This window comes from Puniceicoccaceae bacterium (genome assembly GCA_040224245.1).
Taxonomy (GTDB): Bacteria; Verrucomicrobiota; Verrucomicrobiia; order Opitutales; family JAFGAQ01; genus JAKSBQ01.
On sequence record JBEGIR010000026.1, the window covers coordinates 119754 to 138570 of the forward strand.

Below are 18817 nucleotides of genomic sequence, written 5' to 3' on the forward strand. Positions count from 1 at the left end.
ACTTGCTCAAAACCACTCCCAAGGAGTTTACGATTCGCAATCAAAAGAGCCGGATCCGAGAACAGCTCCCGAATCCGGCTCACCCATATATCTCTCCCAAATGTCCGTTAGCAATAAGGGACCTGGAAAGTCATGTTTCAGGCACCCGGCAGCATGACCTTGTCGATGACATGGATCACGCCATTCGAAGTCTTGATGTCAGTCTTGACCACATTGGCTCCCTCAATCTGAACACCCGATCCGGAAACCACTACCGTCGCAGTTTGTCCATTCACCGTAGTGGCTTCCATGTTCTTCACATCCGCAGCCATCACTTTGCCAGGAACGACGTGATAGGTCAGAATTCCGACCAGCTTGTCTTTGTTCTCAGGCTTGAGCAGGCTTTCAAGTGTTCCGGCAGGAAGAGCCGCAAAGGCTTCGTCAGTCGGTGCAAATACCGTAAAGGGACCCTTCCCCTTCAAGGTGTCCACCAGACCCGCAGCCTGCACTGCGGCAACCAGTGTGCTGAATCCACCAGCACTGACCGCCGTGTCAACAATGTCCTTCTTCGAGGACGATTTACCGTACGAACCGGCATGTGCGATTGAAGCCCCGAGCAAAGCCGTGGCAGATACGAGAGCAAGGATGGTTTTCAGTTTCATAAGATGATTTCCTTTGATGATTGCTGATGAGATTTAATTGAAATTACATCATCAAATTCTCATAGAAATCTAAATTTGCAAATGAAAATCTAATTTTTTAGATATTTTCTCTAAATTTTATTTTGGATAAAACATCCATGACACAAAATTTCTCTACAAAACTTAGATACCAAACTGTCAATGAGAAAGCCCGGTTGTGTCACAACCGGGCTTTGTAGAACAGCATTTCGAACAAGAATGCGCGATGCGCGTCCGCGATTCACGCTTTGTACACCGGATAATCGGTGTAGCCGTGCTCATCTCCTCCGTAATAGGTATCCGGATCAGGCTCATTCAAGGGCCAACCTGCTTGCAGACGCTCAGGCAGATCCGGGTTGGCAATGTAGAGATTGCCAAAGGCGACGGCATCGGCCTTGCCCTGTGCAATGGCTTCATTCGCCGACGCACCAGTAAAGCCCTGATTCGCGATGTACACCCCGCCGAAGCTCTCCTTGAGTTTGGGACCGATTGCCGTCGCATCGTAGGGTTCGCGCGCGCAGACAAAGGCAATTCGTCGCTGGGCCAATTCGCGAACCACATGCGTAAACAACTGCTCCAGATTTCCACCTCCCACATCGTGCGCATCTGCGCGCGGTGCAAGGTGCATTCCAACGCGATCCGCCCCCCAAACGGAAACACATGCATCAGTTACTTCCAGAAGGAAGCGCGAGCGGTTCTCGATGCTTCCACCGTAAGCATCCGTGCGCTGATTGCTTTTCTCGTGCAGAAATTGGTCAATCAGGTAGCCGTTGGCACCATGAATTTCAATCCCATCAAAGCCCGCTTCCTTCGCCAAATGAGCCCCACGACGGTACTGTTCCACAATACCCGGAATCTCTGAGATTTCCAACGCTCTTGGCACGGGGAAGGAGGTGAGCGGGCGAACACCGCTTACATGCCCCTCAGCCGCAATCGCACTTGGAGCCACGGGTGCCGCACCATCGAGGTACATCGGATGTGAGATGCGCCCTACGTGCCAGAGTTGGCAGACGATTCTGCCTCCCTTTGCATGTACTGCATCCGTGATCTTACGCCAACCTTCCACCTGCGCCTCGCTCCAGATCCCGGGAGTATCAGGATAACCGACTCCCATCGGGTCCACCGCCGTAGCCTCTGTGATCAGCAGCCCCGCAGACGCACGCTGGCAGTAATACTCCTGCATGAGCGCATTGGGTACGCGCCCAGCCGAAGCGCGGCATCGTGTCAGCGGCGAGAGCACCACACGATTGGGCAAGTGAAGAGATCCGACCTGCAAGGGTTCGAACAGCGATGGATGTTGCATAGACATATGCCAACACCGATGTCCATGTGTTGCACTCCTGCAAGTGCAGATCACGAATTCCCGTAATGGATTTCGAGTGCGGTACCCTCTTTTGCGGCCATCGTTCTGAAATTCCCTGAAACTCTTTTTTTTGCGTGCCTGAATTCCAGGCAAGCATTGACCTTTTGATGCACCTGTGGAATCTATTAATTCTCCCTTCTCCCCCACAGTTATCCCACCCGCCGCTTCAGCAACAGCTGGGCGGACGGATCGTTCACCACCCAGACATTCACTGACGATCAGTCAGAATTGTGCCTATGAAATCATCAACCCTGAAACCAACGGGGAAGCGGAGCCATGCAAAGCTCACGCTCAACTGGAAAACTCCCGCCAGCCTCATCGCTGTACTGATGCTGCTCGCCCCCCAGGCCCATACTCAACCTTCCGGAGGTCCCTATGGCCCGCAGCCAATGGACTATGCCGTTCCTGAGATCGCCGGAACAATCTACTACGTCGCACCCGACGGAAGCGCTGACGCAAGTGGAACCGATATCCAGTCACCCACCAGTATCGAGTCTGCCATCGCCAGGGTCGTCAATGGTGACGCTATTCTGTTGCGAGGTGGAGTGTACCGCACCGGAGACCTGCGTCTCAATCAGAGCATCCTCATGCAACCTTACCGTGACGAAGTTCCCATCGTCAAAGGCACCCTTCCTGCCACCGAATGGGTCGATCAGGTTCCAGATGCTTACAAGCACCGCTTTCCGGCACTTTGGGCAGTTGAGTGGGATCACCTCTTTCCCTCCCAGCCCGACAGTTGGTGGAGGTCTGCTTCAGCCGGAAGACAGACCCGTCTGCACAAGTTCAACAACGACATGCTTTTCATCGATGGCAACATGCTTCAGTCCACAGACTGGTTCGAGGGTCTCAGCGAGGACACCTTCTACATCGACTACGAAAAAAAGAAAATCTATCTGGCAACCGACCCGACAGACCGCAAAGTCGAGATCACGGCATTCAACCGCGGACTCACCATCAGTTCACAGGAAGAGCACGGCAAGGCACCCTCTGGAAAGGGTCCCACCATCCGCGGCATTCACTTTTCCCAATACGCCTTTCACATTCTCAATGTCGATGGGTACTTTCCCGAGAAAAAGGTCGACGAGTCGGAAATCGGAAAAGTGATCGTGCAGACCACACTGGAACATTGCTCCTTCACTCATGCCGGGCGCGTGGGCGTGTTTGTCTTTGGCGATGGCTTCACCATGCGTCACTGTCGTATCAGTGATACCAGTACCGAGGGACTTTATGTCTTTTCGTCATCCGATGTGCTGCTCGAGAAGAACATCTTCACTCGCAACAATGTGGAGCAGATCGCAGGTTATTATCCAGCAGCCGTGAAGATTTTCAACCAGACCCGTCGTGTGCGCTGCAATGACAATCTCGTGATCGACCTGCCCTACTCCAATGGGATCTGGTATGATGTGGGCAACATCGACGGTGTCATCACCAATAACTGGTTTGAAAACATCGGTTTTGTAGACGGACCCGCACCCAATACCCATGTCTGGCCCAGCCAGAATGCTCTGTTTTACGAAATCTCATCGGGGGCAACCGTGGCTGGCAATGTGTTTGTCAACAACGACCATGGCATACTGATTCTCAACGCAAGCGATTCGCACGTGTTCAACAATACCTTCATCAACAGCATGGCCGTGTTTGCCCGTGACGCCAGGGGCGATGGGGCCGACCATTTCGGCTGGCACGTGACCACAGGACCCGGAGTGGATGAGCGCGATGGACACCATTTTTTCAACAACCTGCTGATCGGCGAACCCTCTTTCGAGCGTCCCCTGGTGCTCGCCTGGCAACCCGAGGCCATGTGCGACCGTCTGACCACACCGTCACTGGAAACCCTTGACGCCAATGCCTACGCTCAGCACAGCCGCTCAGGTGCACCCCTTCTGATGCTGAACCAAAAACAGGAACAGTCCTGCGTCAACCCACTGACCTCCGTCCAAGAGATCCGCAGCTCGATTGCGGGCTATGAAGACAAGGGTGTCCAACTCGATTCATACCCAGCACTTCCACTGGTTTCGCTTCCCCTCAAGCGATTTGAACTGACATCCATGCATGGAATGGGCGAGCCACTGCCCATCCCGGAATCGGCAGCAACTGCCGCTTCGATGGATTCTGAAGTCACGCACATCGGCGCTTTTCCCGTAAAGTCGAACTGATCGTCGACCAAAACGGACCCGATCATGAATGCGGGAGGAGCGTTCCTGTTCCTTCCGCATTTCTCTTCGCATGCGTTCAACCCGCCTTCATCTGCGGAGTAACCGTTCGGCGCTTCCACCAGATCGCAATCCCGCTGACCGCCAATACTCCCGGAGCCAATCCGGCCAGTGCGTAGATCAGTTTGACCAGTGGACCCCCAAAATCCCCGAAATGCAGCGGTTCAAAGCTGTCCTTAACCTGCGCCCACCAGGATGCTTTCCGCAAATCATTTACGTGCAATACGGTTGCATCGTTTGCGGAGAGGGAAATCTGCGAACCGTACAGACTGCGAAACCAACCCGCCTCTCTGTGTCGTCCCCACAGGGTGAATTGCCCGTCCTTTGCCCAGGGCATCGATACATAGTGAGCCTCAAACCCAGCAATGTGCTGATCGGTGTTCGCCAGCATCTCATCGAGCGGAAAATCATCCGGATAAAGCTTCTCATGAAAGATTGCTTCATCAGCCGGATCGTGGTGTGGGTGCAGCCACTCTTCGACCAGATGGGTCAAATTCCAATAGGCACCTGTCGCTCCGAGCAACAGATTTGTACCCACTGACAGCACTCCCGTCAGTCGATGCACGTTGCCCCACAGCAATCGGGCCCCTCCTTTCCACCGCAGCGTGAAGATCATCTTCCAGAACCGTCGGTAAATCCACAGGCCGGACAGTCCCAAAAAGCACAACAGAACACCCAGCAATCCGGACAATGCCATGCCCACATGATCCATCAGCAGCACCGAGTGCAAATCCAGGATCCAGTGCTTGAATGTTGCATCCGCATGAACTGGTTCACTGAGTATGTCTCCCGTGTAGGGATCCATCGTCAAATAACGCCACTCGCGCGTGCCCCACGGCATGACATACACACCCTCAGCCGCCCGATCATCCTCACGCTGCAATGCCCATCCGGTCACCGCATGCTCCGGAAACGCCTGCTCGACCGCACGCACGCGCTCCGACCACGGCAGCTTTCCTTCCGGCAGTGGAGTCACTCGGGTGACTTCCGGAAAAAAAAGACGGTCCAGGTCTTCATGCAGCACCAGTACCGTGCCGGTAAAGCCGATCACGAGCAATCCGACCGCAGATATCAATCCTGCGATTGAATGCAGCTTCCACAATGCCCTGCGAAGGCGATGCCGACTCATGCGCATACGGAATCTTGGTCGATGATGCTTTCGCTGCAAGTTGCTCGGCTAACTAGAATCCCAACGTTGCCGAAAATAACAGGGTGCGCGGCGCTCCGACAGTCAGGTATCCGGCTCCGGGATAACCACCTGCAGAGGCCCAATAGTTCTCATCAAAAATGTTTTCGACGCGCGCCCGAAGCGTCATGCTCGATCCATTGTTCCATTCGAACACATAGCGAACACCAACGTCCAGTCGATCCCACGATGGAACCTTCTGCGTATTGCCACTGTCAGCCCACTGGGAAGAGGTATAAATCCAGCGTCCCTGAAAACTGAAGCCTTCGAGGAAAGAGGGGTCCCATTCCATTCCCATATTCAGCTGGGTCTCCGGTGCTCCAATCGATGCATTTCCGCTCACATCCGTATCAATGAGGCTCAGTCCTCCCAACAGGCGCAATCCACTCAAGGGTTCACCAAACAGTTGCAGATTGAGGCCGCGGTTACGCTGGTCATCCAATACGCGAAACACCCCATCCGAGCCAACACCCGCGATGGGTTTTTCACTCTGATACAAGCCCAAGGATCCGCCAACCCTTGCAAAATCAAATTTCAGTCCGACTTCCCACTGCTCCGTCGCATAGGGATCCAGTGCTTCGCCTGCATTGACCACCACCGTATCTCCTGACTGCGACGGCGCAACGTCACCGCGAACCAGGCCTTCGATCATGTTGACATAAATGGAATAGGCTTCCCCCAAACGCCATACTGCACCCAGCACTGGCGTGACTGCCTGCTCCGAATACGAAGACAACTGCGCACCTGTGTTGTAGTCGTAGCTGTAGGTCTCAATCTGCTGTGAACGCAATCCCAAGGTCAGCTGCAGTCGCTCCTCAAACCACAACAGCGTGTCGGCCAGTGCCAGGCTTCGCGTGCGCGTGCGCTCCGTTCTCAGGGGTGCATTCATGTCGCCCCCTACAAAAAAATTCGCTTCCGGTGCCGCAACAGCCACAGGTTCATCAATCGAAATTGCAAACCCACCAAAATCCGAGAAGGCATAGGCATTGTCCGACTCCAGCTCATAAACCGAAGCCGATACGACGAGCTGATGCAGAATCGACCCGGTTTCAAACTTTCCGCGCAGGCCAAGTTCCCCCGTGAGCACATCGTCCTCACGCACATTGTCAAATCGATAGGCGGAACCCGTTCCATCCGCTGCATAAACCGTCGGATTTGCGAACGAGTTGTCCTCCTCTCCCCGACGCAGGCCTGCACCCGCCCATGCCGTGATGTTTTCGCTGAGATCCCACTCAGCTCGCAGGGTTGCAAATACATCGGTCGAGTCCGAATAGGTCCAGGGCTGGGCAACAGATCGGGATGCATCCGGCGCATCCGGAATCTCAAGACCACTGCCAATCGTGATGTTCGGCTGGGCCGCATCACGCTCGAGTCGCTGGTATCCCAGATCCGCCGAAAGCCGAATCCGTTCACCCCGATAGTCCAGCCCCACTACCCCAAGCTGCAGGCTGACCGATTCCCCATCAACTGCGGAATCCCCTTCCCGCACGGCAGCATTGAATCGCATACCCCAGCGCTCCTGCGCCAGGCGTCGTCCCACATCGACCGCACCATAGAGCTGCCCTCCGCTCTGCACCCCCGTCGTCACGCGCGTTAAGGGAGCCGCGGGTGCCCGCTTGGGCATGATGTTGATGGCTCCTCCCAATCCACTTCCACCCGGTGCAGCACCATTCAGAAACGCATTTGCTCCACGCAGCACTTCAACGCGCTCAATCAGTTCGGCCGCGAGGTATTGCCGCGGCAGTAGTCCATACAGTCCGTTGTAGGCCATGTCGTCCGAATAGATCGGTAACCCGCGAACCATGTAAAGCTGCTGAAAATTGCCAAATCCCCTCGCATTGCGAACCGACGGATCATTCAGCAACACTTCCGCAACGCTCGCCGCTTGCTGTTGTTCAATCAGTTCCTGGGTATAGCTGGTCACGTCAAAGGGTGTTGTCATGAAATCCATCGATCCCAAAATTCCCACCCGGGAACCACTGCCGACCTGCCCACCTTCATAGGCAACAGGAAGACCCGCCGCCGATGCATCAGAACTCGCCACCACCCGAAACGCATCCAAATCGATGATGCGATCTGATTCATCCACATCCGCGTACAGCAGTGATGTCAGTCCTCCTGTCAGCAACACCCAGGCCATGCCCGATCCCATCGTCTTTTGTTTCATAGCTTCTCCTCAAAAGGAGGAATTCTACGCAATCTGCTCACGCCGCACCACCCCCAGAGGGATAAGCATAACCCCAAGACGGATTTTTTGTGCTACTATGATCCAGCAAGGGGCGTTTGCACCTGCTCCTTCACACGAATTCAGGCTCCGGTTTGATCCCAATCGTTGTCGGCGTAATGTGCTTCGGGTTTCCGCGAATCTCATTTGCATGTGTAACCGATGCACAAGCCGACACAGCCTTATTGAGTTTTCCCGGCAACTCTTAACCTTCCATTTCAGGCCCTCAGGGTCTGAATCAACCCCAAACCCAACTCGCCCATGCATCAACCCGACACCCCACCTGAACATTCATCGGAGAAAAAACCGTGGATCGTGATCAATCCACCGGTCTTCTTTGCCTCCGCTATCCTGACGCTTGCCTTTGTACTCTACACAATCCTCTCCCCCACATCGGCGGAGTTTGTCTTTGAAAAGGTGCAATCCTGGGTTGTCGAATCTGCAGGCTGGTTCTACATCCTTTCAGTCGCAGGATTTCTGGTGTTTGTCATCTTCCTAGCGCTTTCACCCTACGGAACCATTAAACTCGGTCTGGACCACAGTGAGCCGGACTACAGTTACCTCTCGTGGTTTGCCATGCTTTTTTCCGCTGGTATGGGCATCGGACTCATGTTTTTCGGAGTTGCCGAACCCATCATGCACTACGTCTATCCTCCCGTTGGCGAAGGGGCCACAGTCGAGGCCGCACGGGAAGCCATGCGCATTACCTTCTTTCACTGGGGAGTACACGCCTGGGCCATCTACGCCATCGTCGCGCTATCCCTCGCATATTTTGCGTTTCGCCACAATTTGCCACTCACCATCCGTTCCGCATTTTACCCGTTGATCGGAGAAAAAATTTACGGTCCCATCGGTCACACAGTCGATACCTTTGCCGTGCTTGGCACTATCTTCGGTGTCGCGACTTCGCTCGGATTTGGGGTCATCCAGGTCAATTCAGGACTCAACTATCTTTTTGACGTACCCACGTCGATCGCGGTTCAGGTTGTGCTGATCGCAGTCATCACCGCCATCGCCACCCTCTCTGTCGGACTCGGACTCGATACCGGTATCCGCCGCATATCCGAGCTGAACATCATCCTGGCAGTCGCACTGCTGCTCTTTGTGCTGATTGCGGGTCCCACCGTATTCCTGCTGCAAACTTTTGTGCAAAACACGGGCAACTACATTTCAGGACTGATGGCGACCACCTTCAACCTGTACGCCTACGAACCCACTGGCTGGATTGGCGGATGGACCCTCTTTTATTGGGGCTGGTGGATCGCCTGGTCCCCTTTTGTGGGCATGTTCATCGCACGGGTTTCCAAGGGGCGCACTGTACGGGAGTTCGTGATTGGGGTGCTATTTGTGCCCGTCGGCTTTACATTCATGTGGATGACGTTTTTTGGCGATACCGCCATCCACATGGTCATGATTCAAGGCATCCAGGGACTGACGGAAGCAGTTGCAGCCGACTCTTCGGTCGCGATATTCAGGTTTTTTGAGCAGCTCCCCTTTTCAAGTGTAACCTCCCTATTGGCCACTTTGCTGGTGGTCACGTTTTTTGTCACTTCCTCAGACTCCGGTTCTCTGGTTGTGGACATGCTCACATCTGGAGGGAAAGAAGAATCCCCCCTCTGGCAGCGCATCTTCTGGGCGGTCACCGAAGGGCTGGTCGCTGCCGTACTGCTGATCGCGGGGGGTCTCGGCGCTCTACAAACCGCCAGTATCGCCAGCGCGCTCCCGTTCACCGTGGTCATGATTCTCATGTGCTGGGGACTTGCGCGTGCCCTTCGAATCGAAACGCTCAAACGCACGACCCTGCGTGATGCACGGGTGCATCCGGGCATGGGGCACCCTGAGCGATCCTGGAAGGCACGCCTGCGCACCATGGTTCACCATCCTTCCAGGGATGAGGTTGAGCGTTTTCTTGAGGAAGTCGCCCGTCCCGCCTTCGAACAGGTTCGCGAGGAGTTGAAGGGACAAAACGTACAGGCCCGTGTGGAAAAAGGTGACGACGGAAGACTGTGGGTGGAGGTCTTGCACGCTGAGGAGACTGATTTCTACTACCTGGTTCGTCCTCGACGCTATGAGCCGCCTTCGTTTGTTCTGCGCGACACCCGCCAGAAGCGCCTGGAGAACCTGAAGTTCTATCGTGCAGAGGTGCACTTCAAGGAGGGAGGACAGGACTATGACATCATGGGCTGGAGCCAGTCCGATGTCATTCACGATGTCATCGATCAATACGAGCGTCACTTGCATTTCCTCAATGCCGTGCGCTAAACAATTCACCCAAGAATCAAAGGATAAGTTCCCACCACTCCGGGAGGGTGGTGGGCGATACTGAATTCGAATCAGTGACCTCCTGCGTGTCGAGCAGGCGCTCTAACCAACTGAGCTAATCGCCCTCATTCGCAACTTGCGAAAACGAGGATGAAACTGACGAAATCTGGGTGCGTCAAGCCCTGAAATGAAATTTATCGGGCAGGGAACGCATTCATCCATGACCTGAGTCTCCGGTGCTACCAGTTCGCATAGACCCCCCACAAATGGCAGGGCTGACGCTCACTCGGACTGGCCCAGTTCCACGTATGTGGGGGCATTGCGGTCGCAGTGCAGTTGACCCTCTTCATGCTGCAGTTCCACCACCTGAATCGAACTGCGCCGAAGCTCGGTTCCATCTGAAAAATGGGTCTGGTCCGCTGTGCGCCCCGGATGCACAAAATAGAAGAGCCAGGCACGATCCTCCCGCACCACAACATCAGGATGCCCTCCCTTCACGCGATCATCTTCACCGACTCCCGGCTCTCTCAGCAGGTTTTCTGGCTGACGCAGCCAGGTTGTGGCATCGTCAGAACGGTAGACGCCAAGCCCGTCCCACACGTCCACGACCATCCAATAATATCCCTTCCACCGAAAGACCTTTGGACCTTCACCCGCCTGATCTCCAACCGCTTTTCCTCGGTCTGTCCAATGCTGCAAATCCTCGCTGTCCGCGTAATAAATGGATTTCCCGTCACGCTCATCATTGTACCACATGCGCCAGTGTTTCGGTCCAAGCTGCAGAATTGCTGCATCGATCACCCGATCCGATGAGAGCACGATCTCCGTCGCATTTGACCAGTTTCGCAGATCTTCACTCTCCAGTCGCACCATGCTTCGTGGATAATCCCAGGTCTCAAAAACGCCTGGCACGAGGGTCAAGAACATGTAGTGGCTGCCATCCGGTGCGGTATAAACATCCGGTGCCCAAAAGGTGAGTCCATCATCCGGGTTGACCGCGCTCACATCGATATTCGCGGTTCCCACGTGGGTCCAGGTGCTTCCCCCGTCGCGTGACTCTGCAATGCCAATGTGCGAGCCGTGTACCCAGGCAACTCCGCTGAGTCCTTCCACATTTGCCCGTCGGTTGGTATAAAACATCCACCACGCCGCTTCATGTGGGTTCCAGATCACCACGGGATCCGCTGCCCCATCATACACCGGATCACGATAGAGCGGCTTCGGCGCAACCTTAGCGTCAGACACCGCAGTGCAAGGCAATACAAGGCTTGTCGACAGCAGTGGAAACAGGAAAAGCAGATTCAGGTATCGAGTCATGGGATTCGTAAGTTACTGGGTTTGTGGCACAAAACTGGGTGCGTGCATTGAACATCCTACGGCTTCCATCCTATCACAAGCCATCAAATGCCCGACAGTCAGATCCCCACTTCCGTTCACCCACGCCATTGATGCCTGACAAACGGAAACCTTCGGACTTTTTCATTCGTCAGTTGAAACCCTTGAATCGGATGCGATTGCGGATGCGACTCAATGCAACTGGTGTGATACCGAGGTAGCGCGCAACATCATTTTGGGTGATACGCTGGACCAACCCCGGATTGCAGCGAATCATTTGACCGTAACGCTCCTCTGCACTCAACGTAAGGAATTCGAGTTCTCGGCGTTCCTTCTTGATTGCAAGGGCAAGCATTGCCTCGAGAAGTGCATTCGAGAGTGTCAAATCGCATGCCGCTTTGTGCCGAAGGGCCAGCATGTCGACAGCATACAAGCTGCAGTTCTCGAGAGCCTGAAGACTAAACGGGTTGGGGATACCTTCAAACTGAGCACGAAGACTGCCCAGGAGCGAACCTTCCTCAAAGAAGGATTTCACAAACTCTCTGCCATCCTCGGTGACATAGGTCGCTTTCAATAAACCCGACTCTAACCAGAATGCTCGTGTATCACATTCTCCCTGGCGCGTCAGAAATTCACGATTTCGAATCTTCAGAGCTTTGCCATGTTCACCGAAAAATGAGCCAAGAAACATGATTCGATACTGATTTTAACTTCGGTAAATTACCTGCACGCCACACCGAGGTAGACTCACCTCTCACTCAACATTATCCATCCATGAAACTCATCAACAAGTCAATTCTGGTCACTGGGTCCACGTCAGGTGTGGGTCTCGAACTCGTCAAGCAGCTGTGTTCGGCAAATACGGTCTTTGCCGTCGGTCGGTCGTCGGAGAAGCTTGCATCCCTGAAGTCACAGCATCCTCAAATTACAGCACTTCAATGTGACCTCTCAGACATCGAATCCGTACGAAACCTGGCTGATGAGATACTCAGCCGTCAGCATATTCCAGATGTGATTCTCTTTAATGCCGCAATCCAGCATTCCCATTGGTTCGGAAACAAAATTCTGACGCCCGAGAAAATCGTTGAAGAAATCAATGTCAACCTGACCTCAACTTGCCTCCTTATCCATCTCTTGCTTCCCATGCTCACCTCCTCTGGCAAAGAGGTCAGACTGGTTTTCATCAATTCCGCTTTGGCCTTTGCACCCAAGCGCAGTGCTGCCATATACTGTGCCACAAAATCCGCATTGATGACACTTGCCCGTTCTCTGAATTACCAGCTGGGCGGAACGCAGATTCGCGTCCTTCAATCCTATTTGCCGATCATCGACACACCGATGACTGAAGGCCGGAAATGCAAGAAAATCCCTGCTAACCAAGCGGCTGCAGAGATTCTTACGGGCATCAATAAAGACCGTAGCGAATACGCGTTCGGAAAGGCGCGTATCCTCCGTTTGATCCACCGGATCGCTCCGTCCCTGGCCTTCCGAATCACCCGTCTGGCCTGACAATACGTGTCATGCGCTAGTCCTGTTTCCCTTGCTAGCCCTTTACGTGAATACCAGTCGCGTTGATGATGAGATTATCTTCTGTAGACTCCGCTGCCACGATTCCGACAACAACCACTTCGCTCAATTCCTTCAGTCCCTGTTGGCCGCGCAATTCGACTTCCAGAGGCATGCCATCCGCGTCCAGCACTTGCACCAGTGCGCGACGGGAGGCGAGCAGAGCCGGATCCTCGCAACACGCGTCCCACGGCGTAGAGCAGTGGTCATCCTCTCCCATTTCGTTGCAGAAGACAATAGCGTCATCCCCAACCACAAAGGAGGCAAATCCTTCGGTGAACGGATGCATGACACCCCCAATAACCCCAGCAACGGCGACGGGTTCCCCTGGAGACAATTGCCTTGCAGATGCGACGGCAACAACTTCTTCGGGAGCCGATTCGATCCAGATTTTGTCCAGGATAGCCGTCGATGACGAGGACTTGCTGGACGGTTCAACGGCTTGATCTCCTCCGCACCCTACAAGAGAGAGTGACACCGCAATCAGCAGTGCAATAACAGTAGTTTGAGTTAATTTTGATTTCATAGATTCAGATTTTCAGGATTTGGTTATTGGGTACGATACAGTTTCAAATCGAACTCACGCAGAGCGTAGCGCCACAGGCAGATCCGTTCGCAGGCACTTCAGTGCAGGTGGGGTCACGCCAACCACTGCCAGCAGCAAGCCGACGAGCAGTGCGATCAGGAAATTGGATGCGCTGATGCCCAGCAGAATGGTGCCAATGGAAAAGGGAACCATGGTCCCTTCAAGCAGCCATAGCCCCAGAAGCAGTGCAATAAGGATGCCAAGTGCCGCAGAGAGCAGGCTCTCCTGGATGAGCGTCCAGAATAGCCCGATGCGCGAGTACCCAATCGTCTGCAAGGCCGCCAACTCCTGAATGCGGGACGCATAGGCTGCGTAGAGCATATTCAATCCGCCAAAAACCGCCCCCACTGCGATCATGGCAGCAGTCAGCAAGGTCATCCAACGAATGGGTCCGTAAAATTTGGAGAGTTGTCGATAGTAGTCCGATTCCCTTACTGCCGAAAGCTCGAGATCGAGTCGCTGCTTGGCAAACAAATCCGCATATCGAAATGCTCCAGCATCCTCCAGCCTCAGGATCACGCAGGAAAGATTGTCCCGCTGCGTCAGAGTTTGCAGGTCGGTGCGCGGGATCCAGATCTCGCTCTCCATGACGGTACCGGGGGCATCAAAAATGCCCACAACCTCAAAGGATTGTCCTTCAAACTCCAGCTTGGAACCCATGCCCAGTATGGCAGGATCGGAGCCAAGTTGATAGGCTGCGAGGCGCCCAAGCATCACCTCACCCGAACGCGGGAATCTACCCTTCAGGATGCGGACTTCCCGGTGGACTTCAAAGGCTTCAACAGTCACTCCTCGCAGCAATCCCTGCTCGGCACTGCCATCGGGCAATCCCACCAGGCCCATATAGTGGACTTCCCCCGAAACCGCAGGTACGCCCAGGCGGGTTTCGATACCACGCACTCCCGCTGCGATGAGGGTCTCCGCACGGGTCGATACTTCGCTGCGCTCTACACTCTCCTCCGAGCCAGCTCCCACAAAGATCACGTTGTGCTTGGAACCGCTGGACACCAGAAGTCGGTCCATGCCTTCATTGAAACTGACTGCCCCCAGTAACAGTGCCACCACCAAGGCGACGCCGAAGGTTTGCTGAAAAAAGCGTGCCGGCGCGCGCATCACGCTGCGAATGATATAATGAAAGGGTAACATGGTTTTGGTAGTTTTTCAGCTGCGAAGCGCGCTGACGATGGGTCGTGTTGCAGACATCACTGCAGGCCAGAGAGAGGCGAGCAATGCGAGCAGAAGTGCGAGTCCGGTAGCGGTCAGGGCCACTTGAAGGTCAGGACGAAGTGCAAGCGTCAGTCCTTCATTTCCAAAGGTAAAACGCTGGCTTTCGAAGAAAGCAATCGCACCCAAAATGCCCACAAGACTACCCCCCAACCCGAGCATGACTCCTTCGCTGAGCATGAGCACCCCCGTGCTCAATCGCTGAAATCCCAGGGTCTGCAGCACGGCGGTTTCTTTCACACGGGACCGTGCAATCAAGACCAAAGCATTGCCGACCAGGGCAACCACCGCAATTGCTGCACCTATACCCAACCAGCGCGTGAACCCTATCAGCTGGATCATGTCCTTCGCCGTCTGAGCAAAAAAGGCCTTTTCAGGACGGGTGTGCGTCGGGGCAGAGTCGGATTTGAACAGCGCATCAATCTCCACTGCGACTCGTTCGAGTTGATCCGAACTTTCCACTTTGACGTTAAACTGAGTCACGGTTCCCAACCCTTTGTTCGATGCCTGTTGCAAGAAGGGCAAGTGCACGTAGGCCACATTATTGTCCTGTGGATGCGGTGAGCGAATCACTCCTGAAACATAGGTATTCACTCCCACCGCCTCAAAACGGTCCCCTGGCTGTAATCCACGTCGGGCTGCAAAATTCTCACCAATCAAGGCACCATCCGTACGCTGCTTCCAATCCTCTATCGAACCGCTGACGATTTGAAGGTCTGGATTGAAACGCGTGAGGTTTTCGGGGGGAACTCCACGAAAGGTAATCACATCCAGGCTCGCTCCACAGTTGTTGACAACGATCTGGGTTGGCACAACCTCCCGCACCCCGTCGATGCGTCGGATCTCGCTGCCATAGTGCTCGGGAAGGCGCGAGGTCGCCGGGCAAAAGCGATTCTCACGGTACACAATCAAGGTCGTGTCGGCTGCAGCTCCTTCCGTCACCACACGAAGTGACTGTTGCATCGTCTCAACGGCGGTGAACAGAAACATGCCGGAAGCAACCCCCACAAGCGTCAACAGGCTGCGGGTACGGTGCCTCATCACCTGCTTGGCCGCCAGGGCAATCAAGGACAAAAGCAGTTTTACTGCGTTCATGTGCGCAACACCTCCTCGCTGCCAAACGAATGCACATCTGCCTCCACAACCAGTTTCCCTTTGTCCAGGTGCAGGGTGCGATCCGCAACGTCAGCGGCCCGCTGGTCATGGGTCACCATCACGATGGTGCGATCATGCGAACTGGCAAGCTCCTGCAACAGATCCAGAATCTGACTCGCCGCACGTCGATCCAGGTCACCCGTCGGTTCGTCCGCCACCAGGAGTTCCGGTTGCGTCACCATCGCACGGGCAATCGCCACACGCTGTTCCTGACCACCCGAAAGTTCGGTGGGTCGATGATGCATACGGTCCGCCAGTCCCACCAGCTCCATGGCCATGTGAATTCGCTCCCGTCGCTCTTTCCGACTCAGACTCGAATCGAGTAGCAGCGGCAGTTCCACGTTTTCATATGCCGTCAGAATGGGAACCAGGTGGTAGAGCTGAAAAATGTATCCACAGGTCCGTGCGCGCCACCGTGTCAGCTCAGCCCGGGACAGTCGGGAGAGTTCGGTCTTGCCCACCCACAGCTCTCCCGTCGTGGGTCGATCAATTCCGGCGATTAGATTCAGCAAGGTGGTTTTACCGGATCCCGAGGGTCCCATCAGGGCAAGAAATTCTCCTTTTGGAACGGATAGATCCAATGCCTCCAAGGGGGTGACTTCCGTTTTTCCTTTGAAATAGGTTTTGGATACCCCGTTGCAGGAAATGTAGAATTCTGGTTTTTGATTCATGTGTATGCTTCTAGGGTTGTATGCGAATGCGGGATTGGTCTTTCAGGTCAGGATCGGGGGCAATAACCACTTGATCCCCGGGATTTAATCCACTCACGATGCGCACGAAGTCCGGACGATTCGAGTCGGTAGCGATGCTTGCTTCGATGCGTTGCACCCGACTACGATCCGCTGCCAGTCGAAAAAGCTGAGCACGATCTCCCGAAACCTGCAGTAACGCGGTTTTGGGAACAAAGAGCGCAACGCTTGACGAAGCATCACCCGCTCGTCCCGGTTTCTGTGGGGTGGTTGCGGACTCAAGAAACTCCACACGGCAGAGCATTTCCGGTCGCATTCGGGGATCGGTTTCCAGCAATTCCACCTTGGCCTGCAGGGTGTTGCGCTGCAGGTCGGACTCGCCGACGATGCGCGTCACGCGGCCCCGGAAAAACTGGTTGGGCAGCAAGTTGCTCCGCACCCGAGCCCATTGTCCCACCTGCAACTTTGCGGCTTCCTCCAAGGGAACATCAATACGGGCCTGCAGAGAGTCTGGGTCAAAAATCACGGCAAGCGTGAGGGATTCCATGTTGTCTGCTCCCGCCATTACCTTGCGCCCCGGATAGGCATTCAAGCGCTGGATGATGCCGTCAATCGGTGCTCGAATCTCGGTGCGTTTCAGCGCAAGCTTGCGCAATTCGAGTCGAGCTTCTGCTTCAAATTTGGCAGTGCGAGCGATTTCGATGCGCAATTGCGCCTGCTCGATCATCTGCTCAAGTTCGGCAACGCGAGTAGCCAGTGCTTCGACCTGGGCTTGTTGCGTCTTCAATCGCAACAATGCCTGGGCAACTTCCTGCTCGGGCACAGCACCGTCCGAAAGGGTCTTCATGCGTTCGGCCGTATCCGCAAGCTCCGCAAGCCGAGCCTCTGCCACTCGAATCTCCGCATGAACCCGCTGCAGCTCGGCTTCGCGTAACAAGCGTTCACGCACATGCAATTCGACCTGTTGTGTGCTCTGTTCAAAGCGTGCCTGGGCTTCATTCCGTAACAAGCGTTGATCCTCATCGATCAAGCGGGCAATGCGCTGGCCAGCCTTCACCGCTTCACCCTCCAGCACATCGACCTGTGCCACAACACCGTCCACAAGCGCAACTGCACGCTCTGGGTATGGATCCGCTTCCAGCCAACCCGATGCCTGAAACAGCACTTCCGCTTCAAATGCATGCTCAGTCGGGTCACTCGCAGGAGTGGGTTTGGCATTTTCGGTCGTCGCTGTTTCACTTCGCTGAACCACGACAGAACTCACCTTCACCGGATTCGCAGGCAATAAGCGCTCTCCAAACAGGAGCGCGACGATAAGCACAAAACAGGCCAGCAATGCAAAGGGTAGCAGTCGCAGCCACTGATCGATACGATCTGCTTTGCCGGACTGCATCCGGGCAGATTTGGTTTCGGTGTTGACGGAGGATTCCTTCGATTTTCGGATAAAGGATGAAAGCGATTTTGGGTTCATGGACACCAGTGTTTGTTCCAGAGCGATGTGTGCAGAGTCCCTGCACGCGACTCACAATTTGCATCCTTCCCTGCCGTGTTCACACATACGGAACCAGTGAAAGGAGTCGATAGGTCTGGAATGGTGGTGTCAGATTCGCATGACTCCTGTTATTCGGAAATCAGTGAACCCATTTGGAGGAAGGCAGCGGGAGTCCGGAACATGTTCCACCCCAAAGCTTTGCCACAAAGGCAATTTCGTATTTACTACTCTTTCGCGGGGTGCCGGAAACTGGGTATCATTGACGGACTGAGAAGTTACCGCCAGTTCCATCGGAATGGATGGCAATTCGAGCATGCATCCACATCCGGAATTTGAGTCGGCGGGGACGCGGCTGGGTGCTGGTTCCGATGGGGATTCACAACCGCAATGCAGTTTTTCCACTTGCACACAACAGCATGGGTCATCTGATCCAGCCTCATCCGCACAGTGAGGTGAGGTGTGCGCCAACAACCCGGGTCCCAATGCCCACAACAGCATCAGGAGCATCACTGCGGGTTGTTTTTGAAGTGAGTTATGCATTACCCTGAATAGGGAAACGATTAACGAGAGACTTTGCTTTCACAACCGAAAAAATGAATCTGAACTCTCAGAATCGCCCTGCCCTACCGCAGTTCGCCGACAATTCTATTCACCTTGCCCGCAAACGGTGCAACTCCAGCCTTGCCCCCAGCGTCGCAAAACGCTTGCACTGTTGCTGTGAAAGCAAAGCTAAAAGTCATTGCATTCGACGCCGACGACACACTCTGGGTGAACGAACCCTACTTTCAGGACGCGCAGGTTCAGTTTGGACAAATCCTTCGCGAATGGATCGAACCGGAGCAGGTTATCGAAGCACACTATCA

General features: G+C 54.6%; 14 protein-coding genes and 1 tRNA gene. 3 read left to right on the forward strand and 12 right to left on the reverse strand.

Going from position 1 to position 18817, the window contains the following annotated elements; genetic code table 11:
- Nucleotides 1–137: 137 nt before the first annotated feature.
- The gene (locus ABQ298_04660) at nt 138–641 is read right to left on the reverse strand and encodes a fasciclin domain-containing protein (GenBank protein MEQ9823656.1); all 504 of its coding nucleotides are present in this window, start codon (nt 639–641) and stop codon (nt 138–140) included.
- 259 nt (nt 642–900) lie between these two features.
- Nucleotides 901–1962 carry an alkene reductase gene (locus ABQ298_04665; protein MEQ9823657.1) on the reverse strand — a complete coding sequence of 354 codons (1062 nt, stop codon included), beginning with the start codon at nt 1960–1962 and terminating at the stop codon, nt 901–903.
- A gap of 296 nt (nt 1963–2258) precedes the next feature.
- On the opposite strand from ABQ298_04665, the gene ABQ298_04670 reads away from it, so the two are divergent.
- Nucleotides 2259–4178 carry a right-handed parallel beta-helix repeat-containing protein gene (locus ABQ298_04670; protein MEQ9823658.1) on the forward strand — a complete coding sequence of 640 codons (1920 nt, stop codon included), beginning with the start codon at nt 2259–2261 and terminating at the stop codon, nt 4176–4178.
- 76 nt (nt 4179–4254) lie between these two features.
- Here ABQ298_04670 and ABQ298_04675 read toward each other — a convergent pair whose 3' ends face one another.
- Together ABQ298_04675 and ABQ298_04680 are read right to left on the reverse strand one after the other, a co-directional pair.
- Nucleotides 4255–5364, reverse strand: coding sequence for a PepSY-associated TM helix domain-containing protein (locus ABQ298_04675; protein MEQ9823659.1), 1110 nt, complete (start codon nt 5362–5364; stop codon nt 4255–4257).
- Nucleotides 5365–5416: 52 nt separating this feature from the next.
- Nucleotides 5417–7588, reverse strand: coding sequence for a TonB-dependent receptor (locus ABQ298_04680; protein ID MEQ9823660.1), 2172 nt, complete (start codon nt 7586–7588; stop codon nt 5417–5419).
- Nucleotides 7589–7906: 318 nt separating this feature from the next.
- Between ABQ298_04680 and betT the strand changes: the two genes are divergently transcribed.
- A complete protein-coding gene (gene betT / locus ABQ298_04685; protein ID MEQ9823661.1) occupies nt 7907–9907 on the forward strand; it encodes a choline BCCT transporter BetT in 2001 nt (666 codons plus the stop codon).
- A 48-nt stretch (nt 9908–9955) separates the two neighbouring features.
- Here betT and ABQ298_04690 read toward each other — a convergent pair.
- The 3 genes from ABQ298_04690 to ABQ298_04700 all read right to left on the reverse strand — a co-directional run bounded on the left by ABQ298_04690 (nt 9956) and on the right by ABQ298_04700 (nt 11933).
- Nucleotides 9956–10032: transfer RNA gene (locus ABQ298_04690), tRNA-Val, on the reverse strand.
- Between the two features lie 157 nt (nt 10033–10189).
- The gene (locus ABQ298_04695) at nt 10190–11224 is read right to left on the reverse strand and encodes a family 43 glycosylhydrolase (GenBank protein ID MEQ9823662.1); all 1035 of its coding nucleotides are present in this window, start codon (nt 11222–11224) and stop codon (nt 10190–10192) included.
- 169 nt (nt 11225–11393) lie between these two features.
- Nucleotides 11394–11933, reverse strand: coding sequence for a Crp/Fnr family transcriptional regulator (locus ABQ298_04700; GenBank protein MEQ9823663.1), 540 nt, complete (start codon nt 11931–11933; stop codon nt 11394–11396).
- An 83-nt stretch (nt 11934–12016) separates the two neighbouring features.
- Between ABQ298_04700 and ABQ298_04705 the strand changes: the two genes are divergently transcribed.
- Nucleotides 12017–12751, forward strand: a complete 735-nt coding sequence (locus tag ABQ298_04705; GenBank protein ID MEQ9823664.1) for an SDR family NAD(P)-dependent oxidoreductase — start codon at nt 12017–12019, stop codon at nt 12749–12751.
- 34 nt (nt 12752–12785) lie between these two features.
- On the opposite strand, the gene ABQ298_04710 is transcribed toward ABQ298_04705, so the two are convergent.
- Genes ABQ298_04710 through ABQ298_04730 form a run of 5 tightly spaced genes read right to left on the reverse strand, consistent with a single transcriptional unit; the run spans nt 12786 to nt 17933 of the window.
- Nucleotides 12786–13334 carry a hypothetical protein gene (locus tag ABQ298_04710; protein MEQ9823665.1) on the reverse strand — a complete coding sequence of 183 codons (549 nt, stop codon included), beginning with the start codon at nt 13332–13334 and terminating at the stop codon, nt 12786–12788.
- A gap of 54 nt (nt 13335–13388) precedes the next feature.
- A complete protein-coding gene (locus tag ABQ298_04715; protein MEQ9823666.1) occupies nt 13389–14540 on the reverse strand; it encodes an ABC transporter permease in 1152 nt (383 codons plus the stop codon).
- Between the two features lie 15 nt (nt 14541–14555).
- The gene (locus ABQ298_04720; protein MEQ9823667.1) at nt 14556–15713 is read right to left on the reverse strand and encodes an ABC transporter permease; all 1158 of its coding nucleotides are present in this window, start codon (nt 15711–15713) and stop codon (nt 14556–14558) included.
- Entirely contained in the window at nt 15710–16444 is a 735-nt protein-coding gene (locus tag ABQ298_04725; GenBank protein ID MEQ9823668.1) for an ABC transporter ATP-binding protein, read from the reverse strand. The genes ABQ298_04720 and ABQ298_04725 overlap by 4 nt, the downstream gene beginning before the upstream one ends.
- Before the next feature lie 10 nt (nt 16445–16454).
- Nucleotides 16455–17933: an efflux RND transporter periplasmic adaptor subunit gene (locus ABQ298_04730; GenBank protein ID MEQ9823669.1), complete on the reverse strand. Its 1479-nt coding sequence runs from the start codon at nt 17931–17933 to the stop codon at nt 16455–16457.
- Between the last annotated feature and the right edge of the window lie 884 nt (nt 17934–18817).

Bases quoted from the DNA above. Each gene is read 5' to 3' on its own strand.
- ABQ298_04660 (MEQ9823656.1), bottom strand. From the start codon at position 641: ATGAAACTGAAAACCATCCTTGCTCTCGTATCTGCCACGGCTTTGCTC.
- ABQ298_04665 (MEQ9823657.1), bottom strand. From the start codon at position 1,962: ATGCAACATCCATCGCTGTTCGAACCCTTGCAGGTCGGATCTCTTCAC.
- ABQ298_04670 (MEQ9823658.1), top strand. From the start codon at position 2,259: ATGAAATCATCAACCCTGAAACCAACGGGGAAGCGGAGCCATGCAAAG.
- ABQ298_04675 (MEQ9823659.1), bottom strand. From the start codon at position 5,364: ATGAGTCGGCATCGCCTTCGCAGGGCATTGTGGAAGCTGCATTCAATC.
- ABQ298_04680 (MEQ9823660.1), bottom strand. From the start codon at position 7,588: ATGAAACAAAAGACGATGGGATCGGGCATGGCCTGGGTGTTGCTGACA.
- betT (MEQ9823661.1), top strand. From the start codon at position 7,907: ATGCATCAACCCGACACCCCACCTGAACATTCATCGGAGAAAAAACCG.
- ABQ298_04695 (MEQ9823662.1), bottom strand. From the start codon at position 11,224: ATGACTCGATACCTGAATCTGCTTTTCCTGTTTCCACTGCTGTCGACA.
- ABQ298_04700 (MEQ9823663.1), bottom strand. From the start codon at position 11,933: ATGTTTCTTGGCTCATTTTTCGGTGAACATGGCAAAGCTCTGAAGATT.
- ABQ298_04705 (MEQ9823664.1), top strand. From the start codon at position 12,017: ATGAAACTCATCAACAAGTCAATTCTGGTCACTGGGTCCACGTCAGGT.
- ABQ298_04710 (MEQ9823665.1), bottom strand. From the start codon at position 13,334: ATGAAATCAAAATTAACTCAAACTACTGTTATTGCACTGCTGATTGCG.
- ABQ298_04715 (MEQ9823666.1), bottom strand. From the start codon at position 14,540: ATGTTACCCTTTCATTATATCATTCGCAGCGTGATGCGCGCGCCGGCA.
- ABQ298_04720 (MEQ9823667.1), bottom strand. From the start codon at position 15,713: ATGAACGCAGTAAAACTGCTTTTGTCCTTGATTGCCCTGGCGGCCAAG.
- ABQ298_04725 (MEQ9823668.1), bottom strand. From the start codon at position 16,444: ATGAATCAAAAACCAGAATTCTACATTTCCTGCAACGGGGTATCCAAA.
- ABQ298_04730 (MEQ9823669.1), bottom strand. From the start codon at position 17,933: ATGAACCCAAAATCGCTTTCATCCTTTATCCGAAAATCGAAGGAATCC.